This is a genomic window from Streptomyces sp. NPDC032745, assembly GCF_055579465.1.
Genome location: NZ_JBVING010000006.1, coordinates 311,192 through 337,817 on the forward strand (window position 1 = coordinate 311,192; position 26,626 = coordinate 337,817).

Consider the following 26,626-nt stretch of genomic DNA (forward strand, 5'->3'; position numbering starts at 1 on the left):
CCTGGCCGGTGGTGCTGACCGACGGCGACGTCACGCTCCGGCCGATAAAGCTGCGGGACCAGGGCGCCTGGCGCGAGGTCAACCGGCGCAACCGCGACTGGCTCAGGCCGTGGGAGGCGACGATTCCGCCGCCCGCGCCGTGGGGGCCGGTGATCCACCGGCCGACGTACCGGCAGATGGTCCGCCATCTGCGGGCCGAGGCGAACGCGGGGCGGATGCTGCCGTTCGTCATCGAGTACCAGGGCCGCCTCGTCGGCCAGCTGACGGTCGCCGGGATCACCTGGGGCTCGATGTGCGCGGGCCACGTCGGCTACTGGGTGGACCGCGAGGTGGCGGGCCGGGGCGTGATGCCGACGGCCGTCGCGCTCGCCGTGGACCACTGCTTCGCGAAGGTCGGGCTGCACCGCATCGAGGTGTGCATCCGCCCGGAGAACGGGCCGAGCCGGCGGGTGGTGGAGAAGCTGGGCTTCCGCGAGGAGGGGCTGCGGCCGCGCTACCTCCACATCGACGGCGCCTGGCGCGACCACCTCGTGTACGCGCTGACGGCGGAGGAGGTCCCGGAGGGGCTGCTGCACCGCTGGCACCGCGGACGCAGGCAGGGCACTTCGTCGGCGTAGCGGCGGGGCTCGGCGACCCGGTAAACGAATATCTGTTCGAATTATCGGGTCGGGGAACCGATTCGCCCATAACCTGATCCGAAGAATCACAAAAAAAGTCCGTGATATCAGCCAGTTCGTGCGACACACCGGTCCAATTGGCGGATCCGCCCGGCCGCGCCCCTCTACGGTGTGGGGTGTGAGCAGCAGCGGCCTCATCTACGCAGTCATTGTCGGGGCCTGGGCCGCCTACTTGGTGCCCATGTGGCTCCGGAGGCAGGACGAGCTGAACGAAGCCCGTCCGACGGAACGCTTCTCCACCGCCATTCGGCTGCTTTCCGGCCGGGCGGGAATGGAGCGCCGTTACGCCAAGGGGCTGCGGGAACGCGGCGACCAGGAGGCAGAGCCCGCGCACCGCGCGGACCCGGACGCCGCGACGGAAACGGTGAATTCCGTGGACGCCGACGCCCGGCCCGTCGTCGTGCCCCCGACCAGGGCGGAGCCGAGGTCTGCCGTGGCGGAGCGGCACCGGCGCGAGCAGCGCCTGCAGGTACTCGCGCGCCGCCGGCGCACGACCGCGCTCCTCTTCCTGATCTTCACGCTCGGTGCGATCGTCGCGGCGGTCGGCGGCCTGGGCTACCTCTGGGCGCCCGCCGTACCGGCCCTGCTGCTGAGCGCGTACATCGTGCACCTGCGGGTCCAGGAACGGCGCCGCTACGAGTTCACCATGGACCGGCGGCGGGCCGAGGCCGCCGCCCGGCAGCTGCGCGAGAACCGCCCGCGCCGCCGTGAGCCGGAGGCCGCGGCGGGATCCGAACCGGACCCTGCGCCACCCGTCTCCCCGCAGGAGGCCGGACGGCGCGCGCTCGTCGAGCAGACCGACCACGCCGAGTGGGTGGACCAGCAGCGCGAGCGCGAACGCGGCCCCGCCCGCGGTGACAGCTGGGAGCCGGTCCCGGTCCCGCTGCCGACGTACGTGACGGCCCCGGTCGCCCCGCGCGCCACCGGCCCGGCGACCCCGGACGCCTGGAGCGCGACCCGTTCCAGCACGGCCGAGCCGACGGACCCCCGCCTGCGCGCCCAGCCGTCGCCGGCCCCGAAGGCGGAGCCGAAGCCGGAGCAGAAGCCCCAGCCGAACGCCCGCCCGCGCGGCCAGGGCCGCGGCCGCACACCGCTGTTCGACCAGTACGAGAGCGACGACCGCCCCCGCGCCGCGAACGAATGACCGGACCTGCACGGACGCTCCCCGGTATCGGTTTTGGAGCACCCGCGCCGGGATGCTAATGTTTCACACGTCGCAAGGGCCTGTGGCGCAGTCTGGTAGCGCACCTCGTTCGCATCGAGGGGGTCTGGGGTTCAAATCCCCACAGGTCCACAGACGATGAAGATCCCGTCCGATCGCAAGATCGGGCGGGATCTTCGTGCTTCCCGGGTTCGTTAATCCCTTTGGTCCTCCCCTGTAGGCGGCGGTTAAACTCCGCCTGCCCGTAGCCCGTGTGATGGTCATCCGGGTCGGGCCGTTTGACCTGGGGGGTTCATGAGTTTGCTGCCGATCGGCAGAAGAGTGCGGGAAAGACGGGGGAGAGGCCGCGGGGCGGTTGCCTCCGGTGCCCTGCTGCTCGCCGTACTGACCGCGTTCACCGGCCAGACCGGATCCGCGTTCGCGGCCGCCGCGCCGCCCGAGGCCACCGCCTCACCGCAGTCCGAGCCAGCCGCGCCGGCCCCGGCCGGGCCCAAGGCGCCGCCGAAGGCGGACCCGAAGGCCGACCACGAGGCCGCCGTGCGGGCGCTCCGCCAGAGCGACGTCGCCGAGGACTGCCCGGCGGCGCTCGCGCCGCACACGACCGTCAACTGCACGGTGGAGCCGAACAAGACCGCATCGTTCGCACTCACCCTGCCGCAGCAGAAGGACCTGGTCCTGCTCCAGGCCGTCTCGGCCCAGGGATCGGTCTACTCCAAGCTCGTGGGGCCGGACGGCGCCGCGGTGACCTGTGAGCCCGCCTTCGGCAGCAGCTTCGGGTACGGGGCCCAGCGCTGCGCCACCGGCAAGGCGGGCGCGTACACCCTGCAGGTCTGGAGCAACAGCGGTTCGCAGAACGACATCTCGGTGTCGTACGTCCCGCTGCTCTCCTCCACCTCCTGCAAGGCGGTGGGCGCCGCCGACCGCAAGCTCGGTGCGCCGACCGTGTTCCACGGTGCACCGGCCGCCGGCTCGGCGGGCGACTGCTACACGCTGGACCTGGCCGCGAACGACGTACTGCGCGGCTACGCCTCCACGTACCGGGTCACCCAGAGCGTCTACGACGCCGACGGCACGCAGATCTGCTCCTCCCGGGACCACGAGAGCGAGGCCCTCGACTGCAAGCTCACGGGCACCGCGCCGTACCGGATGTCGGTGCTGCAGTTCTCGGGGGCGGCCGAGACCTATGACCTCACGGTGGCCCGGCTCTCCAAGCCCGAGGGCTGCGCCGTGGTGGAGCCGCAGGCGTTCGGGACCGCTCCGGACCTGAGCTCCACGGCACGCTGCCGCACCCTGCGGGTCACGCAGGCCGGTGCGTACGCCTTCGAGCCGGTCTCCTCCGGTGCCACCCCGTACGGCGGGCTGTTCGCGTCCGACGGCACTCCGGTCGCCGACTGCGCGCAGGGCACCTGCCAGCTGACCCCTGGTGACCGCACCTGGGTCGTCGACCCCCGCAGCACCGAAGCCGGTGCGTTCGGGATGGCCTTCCACTCCGCCAAGGAGACCCGCGGCTGCACCGCGACCCACGACAACGGCCTGGTGGCCGGTCCGGCCACGGGCACGTTCGGGGGAGCCGGGCAGAAGCTCTGCCTGACGCTTCCTACCGCCACCGGCAAGGGCGTCTACCTGCTCAACCGGCCGCCCGCCGAGGGCACGGACGCCACCGTCGTCGTCTACGACGCGGCGGGCGCCGAGCAGTGCAAGAACGACGGCCGCTTCTACGCCGTCTGCAAGCTGACCGGCACCGCGCCGTTCCGCGCCGTGCTGAGCGGCACCCCGGCCCTGGCGTACGGCCTGGTCGTCCACCGCACCGGCGAGACCGCGGGCTGCACCGCCTGGCAGCAGACCGGCTTCGACGGCACCTGGGGCGCCGAGGTCTCGCTGACCCCGGCCGACCGGCTGCGCTGCATGAGCGTGCCGGCGGACCGGCACTCCACCGCGGAGATGCTCGACTACGCCAACAATGCCAACACGGTGAACGGGTCGGTCCGGCTGATCGACGCCGCGGGCAACGAGGCCTGCTCCACGGTCGGTTCCTCCACCACCATCTGCACGCTCGCGGCCGGTGTCACCTACACCGCCCCGCTGATCCTCTCGGGCTGGCAGCCGGACACGTACAAGCTGGTCCGGCGTGACGTATCGGCGACCGCGAAGTGCGCCGCGCCCGCCTCGACGGCAGTCGGCGGCCAGTCGCTCCCGCTGGACCTGACGTCCGCGCTCGACGCCCGCTGCGTGCGGGTCACCGGCGCGGCCACGGACAAGATCTGGCTGAGCTCGCGGACCCTCGCGGACCCGCGGTACGCACCGTCGACGCTGCTGATGGCGGTCGACGCGAACGGCAAGTACGTCTGCCGCCAGTGGGGTACCTCCTGCCGGGTCACCGGCTCGACCTCGTACGTGGCGATCGTGCTGGCCTCCGGCTACAAGGACAAGCCGATCCACACCGACGTGGACACCTGGAGGGTGGGCACGGCGGCCGGCTGGGCGCCGGAGTGCACCGCCAACCCCGTCTCGGTCAACGGCTTCCCGGCGCGGAGCGGGGTGCTCTCCGAGTCCTCGACGGGCTACTGCGCCGTGGTCGACGTGAAGCCCAACCAGGCGTTCAAGGTCGCCGGTACCACCAGCACGACCACCAGCGAGAACCCGTCGCTGAACCTGCACGGCGCCGGTCAGTGGACGAGCACGGGCGTCGAGTTCCAGTGCAACCAGTCGTGGGGCGTGTTCGGTGCCCGGTGCCTGACCCTCGGGAACGCCGAGGCCGGCCAGGCCGTTCTCCTGCTGAGTGCCGCTCGCAGTGCCACGCCCGTGGAGTTCAGCATGCAGGGACTGTGCGACTCCGAGTGCGTCTACCCGCAGCCGGGGGCTCTGCCCACGTCGATCAGCCCCGCGACCGGCGCCGCCGGGACGCAGACCCACGCCGTCGTCCGCGGTACGGGGCTCACCCTGGACAGCAAGATCCATCTGGTGCGCAGTGACATCGGGGGCGATCCGAGGCCGGTCATGAAGGTGCTCTCCGTGAACGCCGACGGCACCGCTCTCGATGTGCTGGTCGACACCAACGGGCTGGAGCCGGGAACCTACGACGTGGTGCGCGACGGCTACGTGTCCACTCCCGGAGTGCCCTCTCCGGGCTACCTGCCGAAGGCGTACACGGTGACGGCGGCCGCGACCGCGGCGAAGAGCCGGTTCGTGCCGATCACGCCCTCGCGGTTCCTGGACACGCGTGACGGCACCGGGGCGACGAAGGCGCGGGTCGGTCCGGGTGGTGTGGTCACCCTCCAGGTGGCCGGTGTGAAGGGTGTTCCGGCGGCCGGGGTGACCGCGGTGGTCATGAACGTGACCGCCGTCAACCCGACCGAGGCCGGGCACGTGATGGTGTACCCGAACGGGCAGCCGAAGCCCTCGGTGTCGAACCTCAACTTCTCGGCCGGGCAGATCGTTCCCAACCTGGTGACGGTCCCGGTCGTGAACGGCAAGGTGGACCTGCGCAACAACGCCGGTTCGGTGGACCTGATCGCGGACGTGACCGGGTACTTCACCGACAAGGCCGCGACCGGCTCGGCATTCACGCCGATCACGCCGTCACGGTTCCTGGACACGCGTGACGGCACCGGGGCCAGCAAGGCCCGGGTCGGTTCCGGTGGGGTCGTGACCCTGCAGGTGGCCGGTGTGAAGGGTGTTCCGGCGGCCGGGGTGACCGCGGTGGTCATGAACGTGACCGCCGTCAACCCGACCGAGGCCGGGCACGTGACCGTTTACCCGAACGGGCAGGCGGCGCCGGGGGTGTCGAACCTCAACTTCACCGCCGGGCAGGTCGTCCCCAACCTGGTGACCGTTCCGGTCGTCAACGGCAAGGTCGACCTGCGCAACAACTCGGGCTCGGTGGACCTGATCGCCGACGTCACGGGCTACTACTCGGCGAACGGGTCGACGTTCTCGGCCGGTTCCCCGGTGCGGCTGCTCGACACCCGTACCGGCACCGGCGCCCGCGCCGGTGCGGTCGGCCAGGGCGGCGTCGTCAGCCTCAAGGTCGCCGGGGTCGAGGGCGTGCCGCTGACCGGGGTGACCGCGGTGGTGCTGAACGTCACCGTCACCAACCCCACCCAGGACGGTCACCTCATCGTCCAGCCGCACGGGGTCGCGCGTCCCAACGTGTCGAACCTCAACTTCCTGGCCGGCCAGACCGTTTCCAACCTGGTCGTGGTCCCGGTCGTGGACGGTCGGGTGACCTTCTACAACAACACCGGTTCCGCCGATGTGATCGCCGACCTGAACGGCTGGTTCACCTCCTGACGGACCTGTACGAACACCGCGGGGCCCGTCCGATCTCACGATCGGGCGGGCCCCGCGGCCGTGGGCGCCGGCCTCGGCGAAGCCCCGTACGGTCTCCCCCGGCCGGGGCGGCGAAAAACGAAGGATCCAGCCCAAGAGCGGCCTGAGAATGGGCCCATGACGATCACGGGTGAGCAGGACGGCGCGACGGCGCAGGCGTGGGGTGCGCTCGGCGGGGCACCGGAGCTCGCCGGGCGGGTGCGGTACCGCGGGGCGCCGGGGCTGGGGCAGGGGCCGCTGCCGGTACGGGAGTTGGCGCGGGCGACCGTCGGGGCGTGCGCGCTGGCCGCCGCGGAGCTGGCCGCGGTACGGGCCGGGGGCGGGGCGGCCGGCGCGGACCCGTCCGCCGTCGACGAGGGTGCGGTGGCCACGGCCTTCGTCAGCGAGCGGCACCTGCGGGTGCGGGGGCGGGAGCCGGTGACCTTCGCGCCGCTGTCCGGCTTCTGGCGGGCGGCGGACGGCTGGGTGCGCACCCACGCCAACTATCCGCACCACGAGGCGGCGCTGGTACGGGCACTGGGGCTGCCGTCCGCGACGCCGGAGGCGCTACGGGCCGCGATGGCGGGACGGACGGCCGTCGAGGTGCAGGAACGCGTGTACGCGGAGGGCGGGCTCGCGGTCGCGGTGGCGCAGGAGTACGGGGACCCGCGGCCGCTGGTCGAGGCCGCAGGGGAGTCCGGGGCGCCGGGCCGGACGCTCGGGCGGGCCCCCGCAGGGCTGCCCGCGGCGGGGGTGCGGGTGCTGGACCTGACACGGGTGATCGCGGGGCCGGTCGCGACGCGCACGCTCGGGATGCTGGGCGCGGACGTGCTGCGGATCGACTCGCCGGGGCTGGCGGAGGCGGCCGACACGTATGCGGACACCGGCTTCGGCAAGCGGTCGGCGCTGCTGGACCTCGCGGCCACGGCGGACCGGGCGGTGTTCGAGGGGCTGCTGGCCGGGGCGGACGTGGTGGTGACCGGATACCGGCCGGGTGCGCTGGAGCGGCACGGGCTCGGGGCGGCGGAACTGCTGGAGCGGCGGCCGGGGCTGGTGGTGGCCCAGCTGTGCGCGTGGGGCTGGGACGGGCCGTGGGCCGGGCGGCGGGGGTTCGACTCGCTGGTGCAGGCGGGCTACGGGATCGCTGCGCGGTACGCCGGTCCGGACGGCGTGCCGGGGGTGCTGCCGGCGCAGGCGCTCGACCACGGCACGGGGTACCTGGTGGCGGCCGGTGTCCTGCGGGCGCTGGCGGAGGGGGGCGGGCGGGCCCTGCGGTTCTCCCTGGCGGGAACGGCATCGTGGCTGGTCCGCGAAGTCCCGGCGGCGGGGCCCGCTGCCTCGGGGTACGCGGCGGAGCCGTGGCTCAGGGAGACGGACTCGGGATACGGCCCGCTCCGGTACGCCGCCGGCCCCTTCGGGGACTGGGCCCACGGGCCCTCCCGCTGGGGCACGGACCGGGCCGCCTGGCTCCTGCGGTAGGGCGTGGCCCGGCTGCCGACGAACGGAGTCCGGCGTCAGGGGACGAGCGGTTTTGCCATGCAGCGGCTGGAGTCGTAGTGGCGGTAGTGGCCGAACTTCGCCGAGAGGGTGTAGCCCGACGAGAGGTAGAGGGCTATCGCCTCCGGCTGCTGGTCGCCCGTTTCCAGGGCCATGCGGGTGCGGCCCGCCGCGCGGGCGTCGGACTCCAGTTCGGCCAGGATGCGGCGGGCCAGGCCCAGGCCGCGGGCCTCGGGGACGACGTACATGCGCTTGAGCTCGGCGTCGCCGTCCGCGTAGCCCTCGTCGTTCTCGTCCTGGCTGCGCCAGCCGCCGCTGGCCACCGGCGTGCCCGAGGCGTCGTACGCCAGCAGGTACCGGCCGTTCGGCGGGGCGAACATCGCCGGGTCGAGGGGTGTGACGTCCCCCTCACCGCCGTAGCGCGCCTGGTACTCGAGCTGGACCTGGTCGTTGAGTTTGACCGCGTCCGGGTGGTCGTACGGCACGGCGCGGAGCTGGATCCCGTGAGACATCCGAACATCGTACGGAACGCTCCCGTTATGGTGCTGGGATGCTCACTGTGACCTCCGTGAATGTGAATGGGATCCGCGCCGCCGCCAAGAAGGGGTTCTCCCCCTGGCTGGCCGGGTCGGATGCCGATGTGGTCTGCCTCCAGGAGGTACGGGCCGAGGAGGGGCAGATTCCGGACGAGGTCCGCAAGCCCGGGGGCTGGCACACCGTGTTCGCGCCGGCCGCCGCCAAGGGACGGGCCGGGGTCGCGCTGTACACGCGCCGCGAGCCCGAGCGGGTACAGGTGGGATTCGGGAGCGACGAGTTCGACACGAGCGGGCGCTACCTGGAGGTGGATCTTCCGGGCGTGACCGTCGCCAGCCTCTACCTGCCCTCCGGCGAGGCCGGGACCGAGAAGCAGGACGAGAAGTACCGGTTCATGGCGGAGTTCCTCCCCTATCTGGCCGCCTTGAAGGTGCGCGCCGCCGGGGAAGGGCGGGAGGTCGTCGTGTGCGGCGACTGGAACATCTGCCACCGGGAAGCCGACCTCAAGAACTGGAAGACCAACCGGAAGAGCGCCGGCTTCCTGCCCGAGGAGCGGGAGTGGCTCGGGGAGGTGTACGACGGCGCCGGGTACGTGGACGTCGTACGGAGCCTGCACCCCGACACCGAGGGGCCGTACTCCTGGTGGTCCTACCGCGGGCGGGCCTTCGACAACGACGCCGGGTGGCGCATCGACCTCCAGGTCGCGACCCCGGGGCTGGCCGCCCGGGCCGTGAAGGCGTTCGTCGAGCGGGCCGAGACGCATCCGGAGCGCTGGTCCGACCACGCGCCCGTGACCGTGGTCTACGAGCTGGGGTCCTGAGCCCCTGACGCCATCAGGCGGTCCATCGCCATGGTGAGCTCCGCCTCGACCACGCTCTTGGCGAGCGGGCGCAGGCGCGGCAGGGCCTCCTCCGTGAGGTGCGCGGAGATCAGCTCGGTGAACAGGGCCGCCATGGCGTCCGCGTGCTCGCGGACCCGGCGGCCGGTCTCCAGGACCGCGGAGAGCGGGACCCCTTCGCGGACCAGCGCCGAGGAGACGTCCAGCAGGCGGCGGCTGACGTGGACGATCTCGTCCCCGTCGGTGGCGAGGTAGCCGAGGTCGAGGGAGGCAGCCAGGTTCTCCGGGGTGACCTCGCCCTCGAAGTAGTCGGCGAGGGCCTCCGGCGTCAGGCGTACGGGGGTCTCCTCGGACCAGCCGATGCCGAGCAGCTCGCCGAGCTGGCCGACGTCGCGGCCGTTCTCGAAGGCGGCGGTCAGTTCGGCGATGCCGCCGAGGGTGTGGCCGCGCTCCAGCAGGGCGGCGATGGTGCGCAGCCGGGCCAGGTGGTGGTCGTCGTACCAGGCGATCCGGCCCTCGCGCCGCGGTGGCGGGAGAAGCTTGCGCTCGCGGTAGAAGCGCAGGGTGCGGACGGGGATGCCGGCCGCCTCGGCCAGTTCCTCCGTACGGTATTCACGCACTGTCGTCCCCGCTTCCGTCTGTTCCACGGGCGAAGCCTATGGCGTACCGGCAGTAACTTTCCGGGCGCGACCTCTACCCATGAGTACGGGGCTGCTCTACTCTCCCGATTGTGCCAGTGATTGCTGGCAGTGTGGCGGTGTGGTTGTGACCGGGCTGGGCTGGGACTGCGGAAGCGGAAGGCGGCGGGCATGGGCGGCAGGGGTGGCATGGGCGAGCGCAAACACGTACGAGTGGCAGTGATCGGCTCCGGGTTCGGCGGGCTGGGCGCGGCCGTACGGCTGCGGCGCGAGGGGATCACGGACTTCGTCGTACTGGAACGGGCCGACTCCGTCGGCGGGACCTGGCGCGACAACAGCTATCCCGGGTGTGCGTGCGACGTCCCCTCCCACCTGTACTCGTTCTCGTTCGCTCCCAACCCCGACTGGCCGCGGACCTTCTCCGGCCAGCCGGCCATCCGGGCGTACCTGGAGCACGTCGCCGACACCTTCGGCCTGCGCCCGCACATCCGGCTGAGCTCCGAGGTCCGGATGATGCGCTGGGACGCCGACGGGCTGAGGTGGGAGATCGAGACCTCGGCCGGGGAGCTCACCGCCGATGTCGTCGTCTCCGCCACCGGGCCGCTGTCCGACCCGAAGACGCCGGAGGTCCCCGGGCTCGCCGAGTTCCCCGGCAAGGTCTTCCACTCCGCGCGCTGGGACCACGACTACGACCTGCGCGGCAAGCGGGTCGCCATGATCGGCACCGGCGCCTCGGCCATCCAGATCGTGCCGGCCATCGCGCCGGACGTGGAGCGGCTCACGCTGTTCCAGCGGACCCCGCCGTGGGTGATGCCGCGCACCGACCGGGCCATCAGCAGTGTGGAGCGCTGGCTGCACCGCCAGCTGCCGTTCACCCGGGCGGCCCGCCGCGGGCTGCTGTGGGGGATCCGGGAGCTCCAGGTCAGCGCGTTCACCAAGCGGCCGAACCAGCTCGGGCTCATCGAGTCGCTGGCCAAGGCCAACATGGCGCGCTCGATCAAGGACCCGGCGCTGCTGGCCAAGCTGACACCCGCGTACCGGATCGGCTGCAAGAGGATCCTGCTCTCCAGCGAGTACTACCCGGCGCTCGCCCGGCCGAACGTGGACCTGGTCGCCTCAGGGCTCAAGGAGATCCGCGGCAACACACTGATCGCGGCCGACGGGACCGAGACCGAGGCCGACGCGATCGTCTTCGGCACCGGCTTCCACGTCACGGACATGCCGATCGCCGACCGGGTGGTGGGCGCGGAGGGGCGGACCCTCGCGGACCACTGGAAGGACGGGATGCAGTCGCTGCGCGGGGCGACGGCGGCCGGCTTCCCGAACTGGATGACGATCATCGGGCCGAACACCGGGCTCGGGAACAGCTCGATGATCCTGATGATCGAGTCGCAGCTGAACTACATGGCGGACTACCTGCGCCAGCTCGCCCTCCTCGATGGAGGCGGCCTGGGCGGCCGGGTCGCGCTCGCGGCCCGGCCCTCCGCCGTGAACCAGTGGAACCGGCAGGTCCAGGCCCGTATGCAGCGGACGGTGTGGAACACCGGCGGCTGCACCAGCTGGTACCTGGACGCGCAGGGGCGCAATACGACGGTCTGGCCGGGCACGACCGGCGAGTTCCGGAAGGAGACGCGGAGCGTGGACCTCTCCGAGTACGAGGTCGTCCGCCTCAGGGAGGCCGAGCGCGAGCCAGTCCCCGCCCGGGCGGCGCAGGCCAACGCCGGGGAGGGCGCCGCATGAGCCGGCCGGCGCACGTCACCTCCGGGCCGTACGCACCCCCCGCCCCCCGGCGGGAACTGGTCGCGGTCTCCGCCGACGGGGCCCGGCTGCACGTCGAGGAGCACGGGGACGAGGGCGCGCCGGCCGTGGTGCTGGCGCACGGCTGGACCTGCTCCACCGCCTTCTGGGCCGCGCAGATCCGGGAGCTCTCGAGGGACCACCGGGTCATCGCGTACGACCAGCGCGGGCACGGGCGCAGCCCCGCCGCCTCCCGCTACGACACCACCGCCCTCGCCGACGACCTGGTCGCCGTGCTGCGGGCCACGCTGGCCCCCGGCCGGCGGGCGGTCGTCGCCGGACACTCCATGGGCGGGATGACGATCATGGCCGCCGCCGGGCGGCCGGAGTTCGCCGAGCACACCGCGGCCGCGCTGCTGTGCAGCACCGGCAGCGCCCGACTGGTCGCGGAGGCGCTGGTCGTGCCGCTGCGCCCCGGGCGCGTGCGGACGCGTATCACCGGCGCGGTACTCGGCGCACGCGCCCCGCTCGGGCCCGTCACGCCGGTCGCCAAGCGGGTGCTGAAGTACGCCACCATGGGCCCCGGGTCCGCGCCCGACAGGGTCGAGGCCTGCGCCCGTATCGTGCACGCCTGCCCCACCGGGGTCCGGTACGCCTGGTCCGAGGTGCTGGCCGGGCTGGACCTCGAGGCGAACCTGGCGGCGCTCACCGTGCCCACCGCCGTCATCGGCGGCAAGAACGACCGGCTCACACCGATCGTGCACGCCCGGGGGCTCGCCGCCGCGCTGCCGCACTGCGTGGGGCTGACCGAGCTGACCGGCATGGGGCACATGACCCCGATCGAGGCCCCCGAGGCCGTCACGAACGCCGTGCGCGAGCTGAGCGCGCACTTCTTGAAGGAGGTCACGCGGTGAGTGCGCGCAGGAGTCTGGAAGGCCAGGTCGCCGTCGTCACCGGCGCCGCACGCGGGGTCGGCGAGCTGCTCGCCCGCAAGCTGTCCGCACGCGGCGCGAAGGTGGCGCTGGTGGGCCTGGAGCCGGAGGCCCTCAAGGAGGTCTCCGAACGGCTGCACACCGACAGCGACCACTGGCACGCCGACGTCACCGACCACGAGGCCATGGCCCGGGTCGCGCAGGAGGTCAAGGAGCGCTTCGGCAAGGTCGACATCGTCGTCGCCAACGCAGGCGTGGCCGCCGGCGGGCCGTTCGCCGACTCCGACCCCGACGCCTGGCGCCGGGTGATCGAGGTCAACCTGATCGGCGGGGCGGTCACCGCCCGGGCCTTCCTCCCCGTACTCACCGAGAGTCGCGGCTACTTCCTGCAGATCGCCTCGCTCGCCGCGATCACCCCGGCGCCGATGATGACGGCGTACTGCGCCTCCAAGTCCGGCGTCGAGGCGTTCGCGCACTGCCTGCGCGCCGAAGTCGGCTACAAGGGCGTCAAGGTGGGCGTCGGCTACCTCTCGTGGACCGACACCGACATGGTGCGCGGCGCGGACCAGGACGAGGTCATGCGGGAACTGCGCCGGCGGCTGCCCTGGCCGTCGAACCGCACGTACCCGCTGGGCCCGGCCGTGGACCGGATCGTGGCCGGCATCGAGCGGCGCTCGCCGCACGTGTACGCGCAGTGGTGGCTGCGCGGGATGCAGGGCGTGCGCGGCTACCTGCCCGGGATCATCGCGACCGTCGGGCAGCGGGAGATGAAGCGCTTCGAGCCCAGGCTGGCGAGTGTCTCCAGGGGACTTGTGGGGGCCGGAGGGGCCGCCGACGAGAAGGAGCGCACGCAGGACACCGGGCGCCATTGATCGAAATGCGAGCTTTGTCCGGTCGTGCAAATCTGGTCGAGGCCCAGTCCCCTACACCCCTCCAGGAGTGAACAGCATGGGCATCAAGGACCAGTTCCAGGACAAGGCGCAAGAGCTCAAGGACAAGGCCAAGGAGCCCGGGAGGAGCGCGAAGGACGAAGCGTCCGAGCGCGGTGCGCAAGCCTCCGGGCAGGCCAAGAAGAAGAAGGAAAAGGTCCACGACGAGCTCGACGACAACTGGGACTTCTGACGCCCGGAGTTCGTGGCGGAAGGGGCGCGGCCCGTGCAGTGCACAGGTCGCGCCCCTTCCCCGTGCCCTACGGCCTCGGCGGCAGCTTCGGACGCCGCAGGTCCGGTACGTCCGCGTAGCCGGGCGGGACCGCCGCCGGCTCCTGCTCCAGCAGCTCCAGCGCCAGGTGCACCGCATCGTCCAGCTGGGCGTGCCGCCCCTCGGCCCAGTCGAGCGGGGTGCGCAGGATCGCGAGGTCCGGCTCCACGCCGTGGTTCTCCACCGACCACCCGTACTCCGGGAACCAGGCGGCGTTCATCGGCACCGTGATGACCGTGCCGTCGCCCAGGGTGTGCCGGCCGGTCATCCCGACCACCCCGCCCCACGTGCGCTGGCCGACCACCGGGCCGAGCCCGAGCAGTTTGAAGGCCGCCGTGATCATGTCGCCGTCCGAGGAGGTCGCCTCGTCGGCCAGCGCCACGATCGGACCGCGGGGCGCGTTGGAGGCGTACGACACCGGCTGGGCGTTGCGCGTGAGGTCCCAGCCGAGGATCGAGCGGGTCAGCTTCTCCACCACCAGCTCGCTGATGTGCCCGCCCGCGTTGCCGCGCACGTCCACGATCAGCGCGGGCCGGGACATCTCCATCCGCAGGTCCCGGTTGAACTGCGCCCAGCCCGAGCCGCCCATGTCGGGGATGTGCAGGTAGCCGCATTTGCCGCCGCTGACCTCGCGGACCACCGCGCGCCGTTTCGACACCCAGTCCTGGTAGCGCAGCGGCCGCTCGTCGATGAGCGGCACGATCGCCACCCGCCGGGCCCGGCCCTCGCCCTCCGCGGGCTTGAAGGTCAGCTCGACCGTGGTGCCCCCGGCCGCCGAGAGCAGCGGATAGGGCCCGGTCACCGGGTCCACCGGCCGGCCGTCGACGTGGGTGAGCACGGCACCCTCCCGGATGCCGGTGCCGGCGAGCGGGGAGCGGGCCTTGGAGTCGGAGGACTCGCCCGGCAGGACCCGCGCGAGCACCCAGCCCTCCTCGCGGGGCACGAGGTTGGCGCCCAGCAGCCCGATGGGCCGCTGGTAGTGCGGCGGGCCTTCGTTGCGGCGCGCGGGGGAGACGTACGCGTGCGAGGTACCGAGCTCGCCGAGCACCTCGCGCAGCAGGTCCGCGAACTCGTCGGGCGAGGCGACCCGTTCGACCAGGGGGCGGTACTGGCGCAGCACCCCGTCCCAGTCGATGTTGCACATGTCCGGTTCCCAGAAGTACGCGCGGATCAGCCGCCCGGCCTCCTCGAAGGCCTGGCGCCACTCGGCGGCCGGGTCCACCTCGTGCAGGATGCGCCGCAGGTCCAGGTAGACGGTGGAGTCGCTGTCGCCGGACTCGGTCGAGGGGACCGCGCGCAGGTCGCCGTCGTCGTTGACGACGAGCCGGGTGCCGTCGCCGCTCACCGCGAACCAGTCCAGGCCGGAGGCCAGTTCGGTCTTGCGCGCCTTGGTGATCTCGAAGTGTTCCAGGGTGGGCTTGCCGCTGGTGTCGGTCGGGTTGGCGAAGGTCTCGCCGAGCGCGCCCGAGATCGGCCAGCGCAGCCACACCAGTCCGCCGCCGTGGACCGGGTACAGGGCCGAGTACTTCGAGGCCGTCACCGGGAACGGGGTGACGCGGCTCTCCAGCCCCTCCACCTCCACCATGACCGCGCCGTCGCCCTCGGCGGCCTCGGCGGCCTCGCCCTCGCCCGGGTCGAGCCCGCCCGCCGCCGGGCGGCCGTCGGGGGTGAACGCGAACGGCGAGGGGGTCGCCGAGGACAGCGGCACCAGGTACGGGCGGCAGCCCAGCGGGAACGACAGGTCGCCGGTGTGCACGTCGTACACCGGGTCGAAACCGCGCCAGGAGAGGAAGGCCAGGTAGCGGCCGTCGCGGGTGAAGACCGGGTGGTCGTCCTCGAAACGGCCGTTGGTGACGTCCACGATCGAGCGCGGGCCGGGGCCGGAGATCCGGGCCATCTTGATCTGGCGCAGGGAGCGCCCGATGCCCGGGTGCGACCAGGTCAGCCAGGCCCCGTCGGGCGAGAACGCCAGGTCGGTGACGGGCCCGTTGATGGACCGGATCAGCTCGGTGGCCTCACCGTTGGACTCCTCGCCGGCGTCGATGAGCAGCAGCCGCCCGTCGTTGGAGGCGATGGCGAGCCGCTCCCCGTCCGGATCGGAGAGCAGTTCCAGTACGCGGCCCAGCTCGCCGGAGGCCAGCCGGCGCGGCTCCCGGTCCCCGGAGGCCCGCGGGAGGTAGGCGATCTCGATCGCGTCCTCGCCCTCCGCGTCCGTCACGTACGCGACCTGCCCGCTGCTGCCCAGCATCTCCGGCAGCCGCACCCGCACGCCCGGGGTGTCGGCGATGGTCCGCGCGGGCCCGTCGCGGTGGGTGAGCCAGTACAGGCTGCCGCGGATGACGACCGCGCTGGCCCGGCCGGTGGCGTCGACGGAGAGCGAGTCGACGTGGCTGGCGGCCGGGACCTGGTACGTACGGCGGCCCGCGCGGGGCCCGCCGAGGCGGACGTCGAGCCTGCGCGCGGCGGCGCCGGGGGACAGGGAGTCGACGAGCCAGAGGTCCCCGGCGCACTGGTAGACGACCCGGGAGCCGTCGCTGGAGGCGTGCCGGGCGTAGAACTCCTCGTGGTCGGTGTGCCGGCGCAGGTCGGTGCCGTCGGGCAGGCAGGAGTACAGGTTGCCGATGCCCTCGTGGTCGGAGAGGAAGGCGATCCGGCCGTCCACGAACATCGGGGCGTCGAGGTGGCCCTCGAGGTCCTCCAGCAGCTGCTTGCCGTGCAGCCAGAGCCGGCCGGTGGCGCCGCCGCGGTAGCGCTTCCAGGCGGCGGGCTCGTGCGGGGGCTTGCCGGTCAGCAGCAGGGTGCGCCGCTCTCCGCCCGGCTCGTCGTGGACTGCGATGTCGGAGACCGGCCCCCAGGGGAGCCTGCCGCCGGGCGAGCCGTCGGTCGGCAGGCTGTAGGCCCAGGCGTAGTACGAGAAGGGCTGGCCGTGCGAGGACACGGCGAGGATGTCGCTGTGGCCGTCCTTGTCGGGCGGGGTCCAGCCGCAGACGCGGGTGTCGGTGGCGCCCCAGTAGCTGAGCCGGCGGGCCGGGCCGCCGTCCACCGGGGCGAGGTGGACCTCGGGGTCGAGGCTGCGCCAGGTGGTGAAGGCGATGTGCCGTCCGTCGGGGGAGAATCGGGGGTGGCCGACTCTGGTCCGGTCGACGGTGATCCGCCAGGCCCGGCCGGGGGGTTCGCCCTCGGGGACGAGCGGGGCGACCCAGAGGTCGTCCTCGGTGGCGAAGCACAGCAGATCGTCGTGGAGGTGCGGGAAGCGGAGGTACGCGCCGTCGTGACTCACCCCACAATGCTTTCCGCGCAGAGGGGGCCTGGCAACTCGTACAGGTGATCCATGCCACTCCCCTCAGCGAAACGGAACGGTTTCGTTTCGTTCGCGACAGGGGTATCGTCATCGGTGTACGAAACAGTTTCGTTCGGAAGGGAGGTGCCGGAGATGCCCGAAGAAGTCTCGTCGCGGCGCAGCCGGATCACCCCCGAGCGGGAAGCCGAACTCCACGAGGCGGTCCTCGACCTCCTCCGCGAGGTCGGCTACGAGGCGCTGACCATGGACGCGGTCGCCGCCCGTACGAAGTCCAGCAAGGCCACCCTCTACCGCCAGTGGGGGAGCAAGCCCGAGCTGGTCGCCAGGGCGCTGCGCTGCACCCAGCCGGCCTCCCTCCGGGAGATCGACACGGGCACGCTGCGCGGCGACTTCCACCGCATGGTCGAGCTCTCCGACAACGCGCAGATGGCGAAGGACACCGCGCTCCTGCGGGGGCTCGCCCACGCCGTCCACACGAGTCCCGAACTCCACCAGGCGTTGCGCAGGCTGCTCATGGAGCCGGAGATCTCCGGCCTCGACGAGATCCTGCAGCGGGCCGTGGACCGGGGCGAGGTCGCCCCGGACTGCCCCGCAATCCGTTTCGTGCCGCACATGCTGATCGGCGCCTTCATCGCGTTGCCGCTGATGGAGGACCGATCGGTGGACCAGGCGTTCCTCGCCGACTTCATCGACTCCGTGGTCTTCCCCGCCCTCGGCGTCTGAGTCTGCCCGCACTCCTTCCTGCTGCTCCTGACACGCCGCTCTCGTCGTCGGGCCGGCTTTCCACGCCCTGATCCATCCCGGATCCATCCCACGACCTGAACGGGAGACCCGCCTCCGTGGCTACCTTCCTCTACCGACTCGGCAGGGGCGCCTTCCGGCGCCGCGGCCTCGTCGCCCTCGTCTGGGTGGCACTGCTGTTCGCCGCCGGCTTCGGCGCGGCGACGGCGTCCGCACCCACCTCCGGATCGTTCTCCATACCCGGCACGGAGGCCCAGAAGGCCTTCGACGTGCTGGACGAGAAGTTCCCGGGCATGGCCGCCGACGGCGCCACCGCCCGTATCGTCGTCAAGGCGCCCGCGGGCGCCTCGGTCAACGACCCGAAGTACAAGACCGAGGTCGAGAAGATCGTCTCCGGTCTGAAGGACGGCCCGGGCAAGGCCGAGGTCGCCTCGGTCACCGACCCGTACCAGGCCCAGGCGGTGAGCCAGGACGGCTCCACCGCGTACGTCAGCGTCAAGTACACCGTCAGCGGCATGGAGCTGAAGGACGAGACGCGCGACGCGCTCAAGGACTCCGGCACCGCTGCCCAGAGCGCCGGGCTCACCGTCGAGATCGGCGGCGACGCCCTGATGACGGCCCCCGAGACGGGCTCGGGCGAGATCGTCGGCATCGTGATCGCGGCGATCGTGCTGGTCATCACCTTCGGCTCGCTGATCGCGGCCGGGCTGCCGCTGCTGACCGCGATCATCGGCGTGGGCATCGGCGTCTCCTCCATCACCGCGCTCGCGAACGTCCTGGACCTCGGCACCACCACGTCCACCCTGGCGATGATGATCGGCCTCGCGGTCGGCATCGACTACGCCCTCTTCATCGTCTCCCGCTACCGCGTGGAGCTCGCCGAGGGCCACGAACGGGACGAGGCCGCGGGCCGGGCCGCCGGAACCGCCGGCTCCGCCGTCGTCTTCGCCGGTCTCACCGTCGTCATCGCCCTCGTGGGCCTGGCCGTCGTCAACATCCCGATGCTGACCAAGATGGGCTTCGCGGCCGCGGGCACCGTGGTCATCGCCGTCCTCGTCGCCCTGACGCTGGTCCCGGCCATCCTGGGCTTCGCGGGCAAGAAGGTCCTGCCGGCCGGCAGGAGGAGCAAGCTGTTCGGCAAGGGCAAGCCCGCCGGAGCCGAGCCCAAGGCCAACGGCGGCACCCGCTGGGCCCGCTTCGTCCTGCGCCGCCCGGTCATGGTGCTGCTCGTCGGTGTGATCGGCCTCGGCGCCATCGCGATCCCGGCGAGCAAGCTGGAGATGGGCCTGCCGGACGACGGCGCCCAGCCGGTCTCCACCACCCAGCGCAAGGCGTACGACCTGCTGTCCGAGGGCTTCGGCCCGGGCTTCAACGGCCCGCTGATGGTGGTCGTCGACGGGGACAAGGCGCTCGCCGACAAGACGGTCGACCGGATCAAGGGCCTGGAGGGCGTGGCCGCGGTCATGCCGCCGATGCCCAACGAGGCCGGGGACGCCTCGGTGATCACGGTCGTCCCGAAGGACCGCCCGTCCTCCACGCAGACGGAGGACGTGGTCCACGAGATCCGCGACGGCAGCGGCGACGACGTCCTCGTCACCGGTGCGACCGCGATGAACATCGACTTCTCGCAGAAGATGAACGACGCGCTGCTGCCCTACCTGGCGCTCGTGGTCGGCCTCGCCTTCCTGCTGCTGATGGTGGTCTTCCGTTCCATCCTGGTCCCGCTCAAGGCGGCGCTCGGCTTCCTGCTCTCGGTGGTCGCCGCCCTCGGCGCGGTCGTCGCGGTCTTCCAGTGGGGCTGGCTCGGCTCGCTCTTCGGGGTGGAGCAGACCGGTCCGATCATGAGCATGATGCCGATCTTCATGGTGGGCGTCGTCTTCGGCCTGGCCATGGACTACGAGGTCTTCCTCGTCACCCGCATGCGTGAGGCGTACGTCCACGGCGAGCGCCCGGGCCAGGCGGTGGTGACCGGCTTCCAGTACAGCGCGCGGGTCGTCGTGGCGGCTGCCGTCATCATGATCGCGGTCTTCTCGGGCTTCATCGGCGCCAGCGAGCAGATGATCAAGATGATCGGCTTCGGCCTCGCCATCGCCGTCCTCTTCGACGCCTTCGTCGTCCGCATGGCGATCGTCCCGGCGGTGCTCGCGCTGCTCGGCCACAAGGCCTGGTGGCTGCCGCGCTGGCTGGACCGGCTGCTGCCCAACGTGGACGTGGAGGGCGAGAGCCTGCGCAAGCACCTCGAGGGTGCGGACCGGTCCCCGAAGGCGGAGGGCCCGGACAAGGACCGCGAGCTGGTCAACGCCTGACCCTACGTACACGTCGGCCCGGCCCCGCACTGATCACCAGTGCGGGGCCGGGCCCGTTTCGTCTCGTCCTGTTACGCCTGCCGGGTGACGGGGGCGTTCGTGCGGCGCAGGAAGCGGCGCAGCGCGGCGATGTCGAACTGGATCACTGCGACGCCCTCGGGGGAGTGGAACTCGACGACCGCTTGGACGCGGCCACAGGGCCAGACGCGCACGTCGCCGGTGCCGGTCGGGGCCTGGAGGCCCGCCTCGAGGAGGGCCCGGGGGAAGACCCACTCGTTGTCGGTGCCCTCGGGGGAGAGCCCGGCGGGGAAGACGATCCGTACGGCGAGCGGCTCGGCGGGGGCGAAGCGCAGGGCGACCGGGATCTTCCGGTAGAGCGGGTCGTCGGTGATCACGCGGGCGGTGACGCGCTCCTCGACAGCGGCGGCGACGACGGCGGTGGCGACGGCGGTGGCGGCTGAGGCCGTGGGGGGATTCTCGGCGGTGGCTGACACGACAAGACTCCTCAAATCGGAACATATGAGTCCGTATTGCCCCCAGCCTCGCACATTCCCACGAATCTGCGCGGCCGTATTTGTGGTGCGGACGCTCTTGCCAAGGATTTGCAATTGGGCACTATTCTTGAGCGGTTAAAGACTTTGCCAGCTCAAAGACCGCAGGAAGCGGAGCAGCCCCATGCATGTGCCCGACGGCTTCATCGACGCCCCCGTCTCCATCGCCGCAGGTGTCGCCGCCGCAGGCGCGGTGGCCGTCAGCCTCCGCGGTGCCCGCCGAGAGCTCGGGGGCACCTCCCAGGCCGAAGGCTCTGGGGGAGAACGGGCGGCGCCGCTCGCCGGACTCGTCGCCGCGTTCATCTTCGCCGTCCAGATGCTGAACTTCCCGGTCGCCGCCGGCACCAGCGGACACCTGCTGGGCGGGGCGCTCGCCGCGATCCTCGTCGGTCCCTACACAGGCGTGCTGTGCGTGTCCGTGGTGCTGCTCATGCAAGGCGTCCTGTTCGCCGACGGCGGGCTGACCGCCCTCGGCGTCAACGTCATGACCATGGGCGTCGTGACCGTGGTCGTCGCCTACGCCGTCTTCCGCGGGCTGCTCAAGCTCCTGCCGGACACCCGCCGCTCGGTCACCGTCGCCGCCTTCGCCGGAGCACTGCTCTCGGTGCCCGGCGCGGCCGTCATGTTCAGCCTCCTGTACGCCCTCGGCGGGACCACCGACGTCCCGCTCGGCAAGGTGTTCACCGCCATGGTCGGCGTGCACGTGCTGATCGGCATCGGCGAGGCGGTCATCACCGCGGCGACCGTGGGCGCCGTACTGGCCGTACGGCCGGACCTGGTGCACGGCGCGCGCGGGCTGGCCGCGCCCCTGAAGCTGCGCATCGGCGGCGAGCTGGTCGACGCTCCGGCCGCTGCCCCGGCTGCGGTGCCGACGGCCGTGGCCGCCCGCTCGACGAAGCCCGTGTGGATCACCGGCCTGGTCACCGCCCTCGTACTGGCCGGCTTCGTCTCCTTCTACGCCTCCGCCAGCCCCGACGGCCTCGAGAAGGTAGCCGCCGACAAGGGCATCGACCAGAACGTGAAGGAGCACGCCGCCGCAGACTCCCCGCTCGCCGACTACAGCGTCAAGGACGTCGACGACGCCCGCCTCTCCGGCGGCCTCGCCGGTGTCATCGGCGTCGGCGCGACCGTCGCCGTCGGCACCGGGATCTTCTGGACCGTGCGCCGCCGCCGCGCGCAGGACGTGACGGCCGCCGGGGCCGCCTCGACCTCGGCGGTCTGAGGTGGGCGCGGGCCATGCCCACAAGCTCTACCGGCACGGGCACTCGCCGGTCCACGCGCTGCCGCCGCACTGCAAGCTGGCCGCGGCCTTCGCGTTCGTCGTGGTCGTCGTGTCCACCCCGCGCGAGGCGGTGTGGGCCTTCGGGCTGTACGCGGTCCTGATCGCGGCCGTCGCGGCCGCGGCCCGGATCCCGGCCGGCTTCCTGCTGCGGCGGCTGCTGATCGAGATCCCGTTCGTGGCCTTCGCCGTGCTCATGCCGTTCGTGGCGCAGGGCGAGCGGGTGGAGGTGCTCGGCATGTCGCTCAGCGTCTCCGGACTGTGGGGCGCCTGGAACGTGCTGGCCAAGGGCACCCTCGGGGTGGCCGCGTCCGTCCTGCTCGCCTCCACCACCGAACTGCGGGCGCTGCTGCTCGGGCTCCAGCAGCTGAAGCTGCCACCGCTGCTGGTGCAGATCGCCTCCTTCATGATCCGGTACGGCGACGTGATCACCGGCGAGCTGCGGCGGATGTCGATCGCCCGGCGCTCGCGCGGGTTCGAGGCCCGCGGCGTCCGGCACTGGGGGGTGCTGGCCAAGACCGCCGGAGCCCTGTTCATCCGCTCCTACGAACGCGGTGAGCGGGTCCACCTCGCGATGGTCAGCCGCGGCTACGCCGGCTCGATGCCGGTGATCGACGAAGTCGTGGCCACCCGCGCCCAGTGGGCGTACGCGGCCGTACTCCCGGCGGCGGCGCTCGCCGTCTGTCTGATGGGATGGATCCTGTGACTGCTGTGACCCATGCGCCTTCCCTGGAGGTCTCCGGCCTCGCGTACGCCTACCCGGACGGGCACCAGGCACTCTTCGGGGTGGACCTGACCGTCGGGAAGGGCGAGCGGGTTGCCCTGCTCGGCCCGAACGGCGCCGGCAAGACCACGCTGGTGCTGCACCTCAACGGCATCCTCGGCGGCGGGGTCGGCACGGTGGCGGTGGCCGGGCTGCCGGTCGAGAAGCGGAACTTCGCCGAGATCCGGCGCCGGGTCGGCATCGTCTTCCAGGACCCGGACGACCAGCTGTTCATGCCGACCGTCCGCGAGGACGTGGCCTTCGGGCCGGCGGCCGCCGGGATGCGGGGTGCGGAACTGGAGACGCGGGTCCGCGAGGCGCTCGAGCAGGTCGGCATGGAGGCCTTCGCGGACCGGCCGCCGCACCACCTGTCCTTCGGGCAGCGCCGCCGGGTCGCGGTGGCGACCGTACTGGCCATGCGGCCGGAGATCCTGGTCCTGGACGAGCCCTCGTCCAACCTGGACCCGGCGTCGCGGCGCGAGCTCGCGGACATCCTCCGCTCGCTGGACGTGACGGTGCTGATGGTCACCCACGACCTGCCGTACGCGCTGGAGCTGTGCCCGCGCGCGGTGATCCTGAGCGAGGGCGTCATCGCGGCCGACGGGCGCACGCAGGACCTGCTGTGCGACGAGGGGCTGATGCGGGCCCACCGGCTGGAGCTCCCGTTCGGCTTCGACCCGCGCTCGGTGTCGGTGGCATAAGTCGGATCAGGCGATTGTTGGACCGCTCGTGAACATCCAGGGTGAGGTGGCGGAGGGCTTCGAGGCCGTCCGGGACGCCTTCGTGCGCAATTTCGAGGTGCTCGGGGACCGGGGCGCGGCGGTGGCCGTGTACCGGGACGGCCGGAAGGTCGTGGACCTGTGGGCGGGCCCGAGGGACGTCGACGGCGATGACGGCGACGTCGACGGCGAGGCGTGGGCGGCCGGGACCGCGCAGGTGGTGCGCTCGGCCACCAAGGGCGTGGCCGCCGTCGTACCGCTGCTGCTGCACCAGCGCGGGCTGCTGGACCTGGATGCGCCCGTGGCGGCGTACTGGCCGGAGTTCAAGGCGGGCGGCAAGGAGCGGGCGCTGGTCCGGGACCTGCTCGCACACCGGGCCGGGGTGCCGGCGCTGGACGTACCGCTGACCCCGGCCGAGGCGGTGGACGGGCTTTCCGGGGCGCGTGCCGTCGCCGGGCAGCGGGCCTTCTGGGAGCCGGGCTCCGCGCACGGCTACCACGCGCAGACGTACAGCTGGCTGCTGTCGGAGCTGGTGCTGCGGGTGACCGGGGCTTCGCCGGGGCAGTGGCTGGCGCAGGAGGTCACGGGCCCGCGGGGGCTGGAGTTCTGGATCGGCCTGCCGGAGGCGGAGACGGCGCGCGTCGGCCGGGTGGGCCCGGTGGACCCGCCGCAGACGGCGGGGGGTCTTCGGACGCGACCCAGGCGAAACGTTTCGGAGGCCTGGGCGGACCCGTCCTCGCTGACCCGGCGGGCGTTCGCGGCCATCACGCCGCTCGCGGACGAGAACGACCCCGAGTTCCGGGCGGCCGAACTCCCGGCATCGGCGGGCATCGGCACGGCCCGTGGCCTGGCCGGCCTGTACGCGGCCCTGCTGGGCGACACGGAGGACGGACCGCGGCTGTTCACCCCGGAGACGGTCCGGCTGGCCGGTACGGAGCTCTCGTCCGGGCCGGACCGGGTGCTGGTGGTCAACACGCGCTTCGGACCGGGCTACATGCTGCACAGCCCGGCCTCGCCGCTGCTGTCCCCGGCGTCGTTCGGCCACCCGGGGCGGGGCGGCTCACTGGGCTTCGCGGATCCGGAGGCGGGGATCGGCTTCGGCTACGTGACGAACGCCCACGCCAAGTCGGTCACCGCCGACCCCCGGGCCCAGTCCCTGGTCAGAGCCGTCCAGACCTCACTGTGACCCGTCGGCCGGGGCCCCGTCCGAGCGCCGCTGCGCGGGTCGGCGTTCGCGGACGTCGGTCAGGGTGGCGCCCGCGTGGGTGATCAGGTCCTGCGGGGCCATCGGGAACACCGAGTGCGGGGTTCCCGCCGCCGCCCAGACCACCTCGTGGGCCAGCAGCGACCGGTCCGCCAGGACCCGGGTCCGGATCCGGTGCCCGAAGGGCGGGACGCCGCCGATCGCGTAGCCCGTGGTCTCCCGGACCAGCGCCGCATCAGCCCGGGTGACCTCGTGCGCGCCGAGCTCCCGGCGCACCGCCTCCACGTCCACCCGCGAGGCCCCGTCCATCAGGACCACCACGGGCACCCCGTCCGCGGCGAAGATCAGCGACTTCGCGATCTGGCCGAGGTCACAGCCGATCGCGGCTGCCGCGTCGGCGGCGGTCCGGGTGCCGTCCGGGAAGGTGCGTACGGTCACCTCGAGCCCCAGCTCGGCCAGGGCTTCCGCGAAACGGGGATGGGTGCTGGTCGTCATGCGGGCACGCTAACGCCCCGCACGCCACCCCCGCGACGCCGTTTCCGGCGCAGCCCCGCAACGCCGGGGCGTCAGGAGGCGTTCAGGACCGTCGCCACGATCGGGCCCGCCGCGTCGCCGCCGTGGCCGCCGGCCTCGACCATCGCCGCCGCGGCCACGTCCCCGCTGAAGCCCGTGAACCAGCTGTCCGGGCTGCCGGCGCCGTCGACCTCCGCGGAGCCGGTCTTGGCTCCCTTGTCGGAGCCGCCCACCGAGCTCATCGCCTGCTGGGCCGTGCCGCTGGTCGCCGTCAGCTTCATCATCCGCACCAGCTGCTGCTGCACCGACGGCTTCATCTGCCGCGAGGCCTGCGCGACGGGCCGCCCGTCGAGCTCCGGCGAGACGAGCAGCGGCTGGTGGAAGGACCCGCTGCGCGCGGTGGCGGTGAAGGAGGCGACGTTCAGCGGGTTCATGGTGATCCGGCCCTGCCCGATGTACTCGGCTGCGGCCTCCGCGCCCTTCGCCTCCGGCACCTGGCCGTCCGTCGAGCGGATGCCCGTCTTCCAGTTGTCCAGACCGAGGCCGAAGACCTCCCTGGCCTCCTTCGCCAGCGCCGCGTCGTCGTCGACGTTGTCGATCTGCTTGATGAAGGCGGTGTTGCAGGACTTGGCGAAGCTGGTCGCGAAGTTCGCGCCGGGCAGTTCGAAGTTGTTCAGGTTGTGGAAGGTGCGGCCGCCCCACATGGCGTCCTTGGTGCATTCCGCGGGCTGGTCGGCCGCCGCCTTGCCCCGGTCGATCAGCATCGCCGCCGTCACGATCTTCATCGTCGAGCCGGGCGCCCGCCGCCCCTCCATCGCCGCGTTGAAGCCGTCCTTGCGGTTGTTGGCGACGGCCAGGATGTGTCCGTTGCCCGTCTGGACGGCGACCACCGAGGACTCCGGGTACTTGGCGACCGCCTTCTCGGCCGCCGCCTGCACCTTGGCGTCCAGGTACGTCTTCAGCGTGCTCGGCTCGCCCTCCACCAGCGTCAGCAGGGTCCGCTTCGGCGCGTCCTGGGCGGCCGGCTCGATCCACAGCTCGGCCCCGGACTTGCCGCCCACCTTGCCGCCGTACGTCTGGCGCAGCTGGTCGAGGACCGGCCGCAGCGAGGGGTACTTCTCCGCGCTCAGCTCCTCGCCGTTGCGGTCCACGGCCTTGACCGGCGGAGCCGCGGGGGCGCCCGCGCGCAGCTTCTCGTCCTTCTGCAGCTGCGGGTGGATCACCGAGGCCTGCCAGTCGACGAGCGGCTTCCCGCTGGTCAGCCCGCGTACGACGGTCAGCTTGGACTCGTACGCGAGAGGCTTGCCGGTGCCCCCGTACGTGACCTCCGCGGCGACGCTGAACGGGATGGTCGTACCCGTCTGCGTCCCCGGAGTGATCACGGCCTTGGACACGTAGGCCTTCGCCCGGTAGTCGGCCACGGCGGTCTGCGCGGCCTGCACGTTGTTCGTCAGCTCGGCGGCCGCGCGCGCGTCCCCGGCCGCCCAGGCGGCGAAGAAGGCCTTCGCGGTCTGCGCGGCCTCCTTGTCGGTGACCGGCCCGCTGCCCTTCTCCGCCTGGACGGCGCTGCCGCCGCCCTTGTCGCCCTCCTTGTCGCCGGCGTCCCCGACCAGCGCGTACACCCCGTACCCGGCCCCGCCGACCATCGCGAGAAACACCCCGCCGACGATGGCCCCCTTCGTCGCCCCGTTCACGTACCTTCCTCCCCAGATCCCCGTTTTCTCTG

Annotated in this window: 21 protein-coding genes and 1 tRNA gene; 16 read left to right on the forward strand and 6 right to left on the reverse strand. The window is 72.4% G+C overall.

Annotation, left to right across the window (positions count from 1 at the left end):
* Positions 1 to 8: 8 nt before the first annotated feature.
* The 5 genes from ACZ5WG_RS18500 to ACZ5WG_RS18520 all read left to right on the forward strand — a co-directional run bounded on the left by ACZ5WG_RS18500 (position 9) and on the right by ACZ5WG_RS18520 (position 7,626).
* Positions 9 to 617, forward strand: a complete 609-nt coding sequence (locus ACZ5WG_RS18500) for a GNAT family N-acetyltransferase (protein ID WP_468724346.1) — start codon at positions 9 to 11, stop codon at positions 615 to 617.
* A gap of 178 nt (positions 618 to 795) precedes the next feature.
* Positions 796 to 1,821: a divisome protein SepX/GlpR gene (gene sepX / locus ACZ5WG_RS18505; RefSeq protein WP_468724348.1), complete on the forward strand. Its 1,026-nt coding sequence runs from the start codon at positions 796 to 798 to the stop codon at positions 1,819 to 1,821.
* Positions 1,822 to 1,897: 76 nt separating this feature from the next.
* A tRNA-Ala gene (locus tag ACZ5WG_RS18510) sits at positions 1,898 to 1,971 on the forward strand.
* 162 nt (positions 1,972 to 2,133) lie between these two features.
* Positions 2,134 to 6,129 carry a hypothetical protein gene (locus ACZ5WG_RS18515; RefSeq protein ID WP_468724350.1) on the forward strand — a complete coding sequence of 1,332 codons (3,996 nt, stop codon included), beginning with the start codon at positions 2,134 to 2,136 and terminating at the stop codon, positions 6,127 to 6,129.
* A 156-nt stretch (positions 6,130 to 6,285) separates the two neighbouring features.
* The gene (locus ACZ5WG_RS18520) at positions 6,286 to 7,626 is read left to right on the forward strand and encodes a CoA transferase (protein WP_468724352.1); all 1,341 of its coding nucleotides are present in this window, start codon (positions 6,286 to 6,288) and stop codon (positions 7,624 to 7,626) included.
* Positions 7,627 to 7,661: 35 nt separating this feature from the next.
* Here the strand turns inward: ACZ5WG_RS18520 and ACZ5WG_RS18525 are convergent, their stop codons facing one another.
* A complete protein-coding gene (locus ACZ5WG_RS18525; protein ID WP_468724354.1) occupies positions 7,662 to 8,156 on the reverse strand; it encodes a GNAT family N-acetyltransferase in 495 nt (164 codons plus the stop codon).
* Between the two features lie 38 nt (positions 8,157 to 8,194).
* Between ACZ5WG_RS18525 and ACZ5WG_RS18530 the strand changes: the two genes are divergently transcribed.
* Positions 8,195 to 8,998, forward strand: coding sequence for an exodeoxyribonuclease III (locus ACZ5WG_RS18530; RefSeq protein WP_468724355.1), 804 nt, complete (start codon positions 8,195 to 8,197; stop codon positions 8,996 to 8,998).
* Here ACZ5WG_RS18530 and ACZ5WG_RS18535 read toward each other — a convergent pair.
* Positions 8,980 to 9,663, reverse strand: coding sequence for a MerR family transcriptional regulator (locus ACZ5WG_RS18535; protein WP_468724357.1), 684 nt, complete (start codon positions 9,661 to 9,663; stop codon positions 8,980 to 8,982). The genes ACZ5WG_RS18530 and ACZ5WG_RS18535 overlap by 19 nt on opposite strands.
* Positions 9,664 to 9,843: 180 nt before the next feature.
* Between ACZ5WG_RS18535 and ACZ5WG_RS18540 the strand changes: the two genes are divergently transcribed.
* The 4 genes from ACZ5WG_RS18540 (at position 9,844) to ACZ5WG_RS18555 (ending at position 13,445) form a co-directional block, all read left to right on the forward strand.
* Complete coding sequence (locus tag ACZ5WG_RS18540; protein ID WP_468724551.1) at positions 9,844 to 11,394, forward strand: flavin-containing monooxygenase; 1,551 nt, start codon at positions 9,844 to 9,846, stop codon at positions 11,392 to 11,394.
* The gene (locus tag ACZ5WG_RS18545; RefSeq protein ID WP_468724359.1) at positions 11,391 to 12,305 is read left to right on the forward strand and encodes an alpha/beta fold hydrolase; all 915 of its coding nucleotides are present in this window, start codon (positions 11,391 to 11,393) and stop codon (positions 12,303 to 12,305) included. Before ACZ5WG_RS18540 ends, ACZ5WG_RS18545 begins: the two co-directional genes overlap by 4 nt.
* The gene (locus ACZ5WG_RS18550; protein WP_468724361.1) at positions 12,302 to 13,195 is read left to right on the forward strand and encodes an SDR family oxidoreductase; all 894 of its coding nucleotides are present in this window, start codon (positions 12,302 to 12,304) and stop codon (positions 13,193 to 13,195) included. The genes ACZ5WG_RS18545 and ACZ5WG_RS18550 overlap by 4 nt, the downstream gene beginning before the upstream one ends.
* Positions 13,196 to 13,271: 76 nt before the next feature.
* Positions 13,272 to 13,445 carry a hypothetical protein gene (locus tag ACZ5WG_RS18555; RefSeq protein WP_468724362.1) on the forward strand — a complete coding sequence of 58 codons (174 nt, stop codon included), beginning with the start codon at positions 13,272 to 13,274 and terminating at the stop codon, positions 13,443 to 13,445.
* 67 nt (positions 13,446 to 13,512) lie between these two features.
* Here the strand turns inward: ACZ5WG_RS18555 and ACZ5WG_RS18560 are convergent, their stop codons facing one another.
* On the reverse strand, positions 13,513 to 16,803 hold the full coding sequence (locus ACZ5WG_RS18560) for a S41 family peptidase (protein ID WP_468724364.1): 3,291 nt from the start codon (positions 16,801 to 16,803) through the stop codon (positions 13,513 to 13,515).
* 153 nt (positions 16,804 to 16,956) lie between these two features.
* Here ACZ5WG_RS18560 and ACZ5WG_RS18565 point away from each other — a divergent pair, with 153 nt between their 5' ends.
* Entirely contained in the window at positions 16,957 to 17,547 is a 591-nt protein-coding gene (locus ACZ5WG_RS18565; RefSeq protein ID WP_468724365.1) for a TetR/AcrR family transcriptional regulator, read from the forward strand.
* 116 nt (positions 17,548 to 17,663) lie between these two features.
* A complete protein-coding gene (locus ACZ5WG_RS18570; protein ID WP_468724366.1) occupies positions 17,664 to 19,871 on the forward strand; it encodes an MMPL family transporter in 2,208 nt (735 codons plus the stop codon).
* 71 nt (positions 19,872 to 19,942) lie between these two features.
* Here ACZ5WG_RS18570 and ACZ5WG_RS18575 read toward each other — a convergent pair whose 3' ends face one another.
* A complete protein-coding gene (locus ACZ5WG_RS18575; RefSeq protein WP_468724368.1) occupies positions 19,943 to 20,365 on the reverse strand; it encodes an SsgA family sporulation/cell division regulator in 423 nt (140 codons plus the stop codon).
* A gap of 181 nt (positions 20,366 to 20,546) precedes the next feature.
* Here ACZ5WG_RS18575 and ACZ5WG_RS18580 point away from each other — a divergent pair, with 181 nt between their 5' ends.
* Genes ACZ5WG_RS18580 through ACZ5WG_RS18595 form a run of 4 tightly spaced genes read left to right on the forward strand, consistent with a single transcriptional unit; the run spans position 20,547 to position 24,369 of the window.
* A complete protein-coding gene (locus ACZ5WG_RS18580) occupies positions 20,547 to 21,644 on the forward strand; it encodes an energy-coupling factor ABC transporter permease (RefSeq protein ID WP_468724369.1) in 1,098 nt (365 codons plus the stop codon).
* A gap of 1 nt (position 21,645) precedes the next feature.
* Complete coding sequence (cbiQ, locus tag ACZ5WG_RS18585; RefSeq protein ID WP_468724371.1) at positions 21,646 to 22,407, forward strand: cobalt ECF transporter T component CbiQ; 762 nt, start codon at positions 21,646 to 21,648, stop codon at positions 22,405 to 22,407.
* Positions 22,395 to 23,165: an energy-coupling factor ABC transporter ATP-binding protein gene (locus ACZ5WG_RS18590; protein ID WP_468724373.1), complete on the forward strand. Its 771-nt coding sequence runs from the start codon at positions 22,395 to 22,397 to the stop codon at positions 23,163 to 23,165. The genes cbiQ and ACZ5WG_RS18590 overlap by 13 nt, the downstream gene beginning before the upstream one ends.
* Before the next feature lie 28 nt (positions 23,166 to 23,193).
* The gene (locus tag ACZ5WG_RS18595) at positions 23,194 to 24,369 is read left to right on the forward strand and encodes a serine hydrolase domain-containing protein (RefSeq protein WP_468724375.1); all 1,176 of its coding nucleotides are present in this window, start codon (positions 23,194 to 23,196) and stop codon (positions 24,367 to 24,369) included.
* Here the strand turns inward: ACZ5WG_RS18595 and ACZ5WG_RS18600 are convergent.
* A complete protein-coding gene (locus tag ACZ5WG_RS18600) occupies positions 24,361 to 24,882 on the reverse strand; it encodes a YbaK/EbsC family protein (protein WP_468724377.1) in 522 nt (173 codons plus the stop codon). The genes ACZ5WG_RS18595 and ACZ5WG_RS18600 overlap by 9 nt on opposite strands.
* A 71-nt stretch (positions 24,883 to 24,953) precedes the next feature.
* A complete protein-coding gene (locus ACZ5WG_RS18605) occupies positions 24,954 to 26,594 on the reverse strand; it encodes a penicillin-binding transpeptidase domain-containing protein (RefSeq protein WP_468724379.1) in 1,641 nt (546 codons plus the stop codon).
* Positions 26,595 to 26,626 lie beyond the last annotated feature (32 nt).

Excerpts from the sequence above, each read along its gene's own strand:
- ACZ5WG_RS18565 (WP_468724365.1), top strand. The coding sequence starts at position 16,957 with ATGCCCGAAGAAGTCTCGTCGCGGCGCAGCCGGATCACCCCCGAGCGG.
- ACZ5WG_RS18600 (WP_468724377.1), bottom strand. The coding sequence starts at position 24,882 with ATGACGACCAGCACCCATCCCCGTTTCGCGGAAGCCCTGGCCGAGCTG.
- ACZ5WG_RS18520 (WP_468724352.1), top strand. The coding sequence starts at position 6,286 with ATGACGATCACGGGTGAGCAGGACGGCGCGACGGCGCAGGCGTGGGGT.
- ACZ5WG_RS18555 (WP_468724362.1), top strand. The coding sequence starts at position 13,272 with ATGGGCATCAAGGACCAGTTCCAGGACAAGGCGCAAGAGCTCAAGGAC.
- ACZ5WG_RS18580 (WP_468724369.1), top strand. The coding sequence starts at position 20,547 with ATGCATGTGCCCGACGGCTTCATCGACGCCCCCGTCTCCATCGCCGCA.
- ACZ5WG_RS18515 (WP_468724350.1), top strand. The coding sequence starts at position 2,134 with ATGAGTTTGCTGCCGATCGGCAGAAGAGTGCGGGAAAGACGGGGGAGA.
- ACZ5WG_RS18590 (WP_468724373.1), top strand. The coding sequence starts at position 22,395 with ATGGATCCTGTGACTGCTGTGACCCATGCGCCTTCCCTGGAGGTCTCC.
- ACZ5WG_RS18530 (WP_468724355.1), top strand. The coding sequence starts at position 8,195 with ATGCTCACTGTGACCTCCGTGAATGTGAATGGGATCCGCGCCGCCGCC.
- ACZ5WG_RS18540 (WP_468724551.1), top strand. The coding sequence starts at position 9,844 with ATGGGCGAGCGCAAACACGTACGAGTGGCAGTGATCGGCTCCGGGTTC.
- ACZ5WG_RS18525 (WP_468724354.1), bottom strand. The coding sequence starts at position 8,156 with ATGTCTCACGGGATCCAGCTCCGCGCCGTGCCGTACGACCACCCGGAC.
- ACZ5WG_RS18545 (WP_468724359.1), top strand. The coding sequence starts at position 11,391 with ATGAGCCGGCCGGCGCACGTCACCTCCGGGCCGTACGCACCCCCCGCC.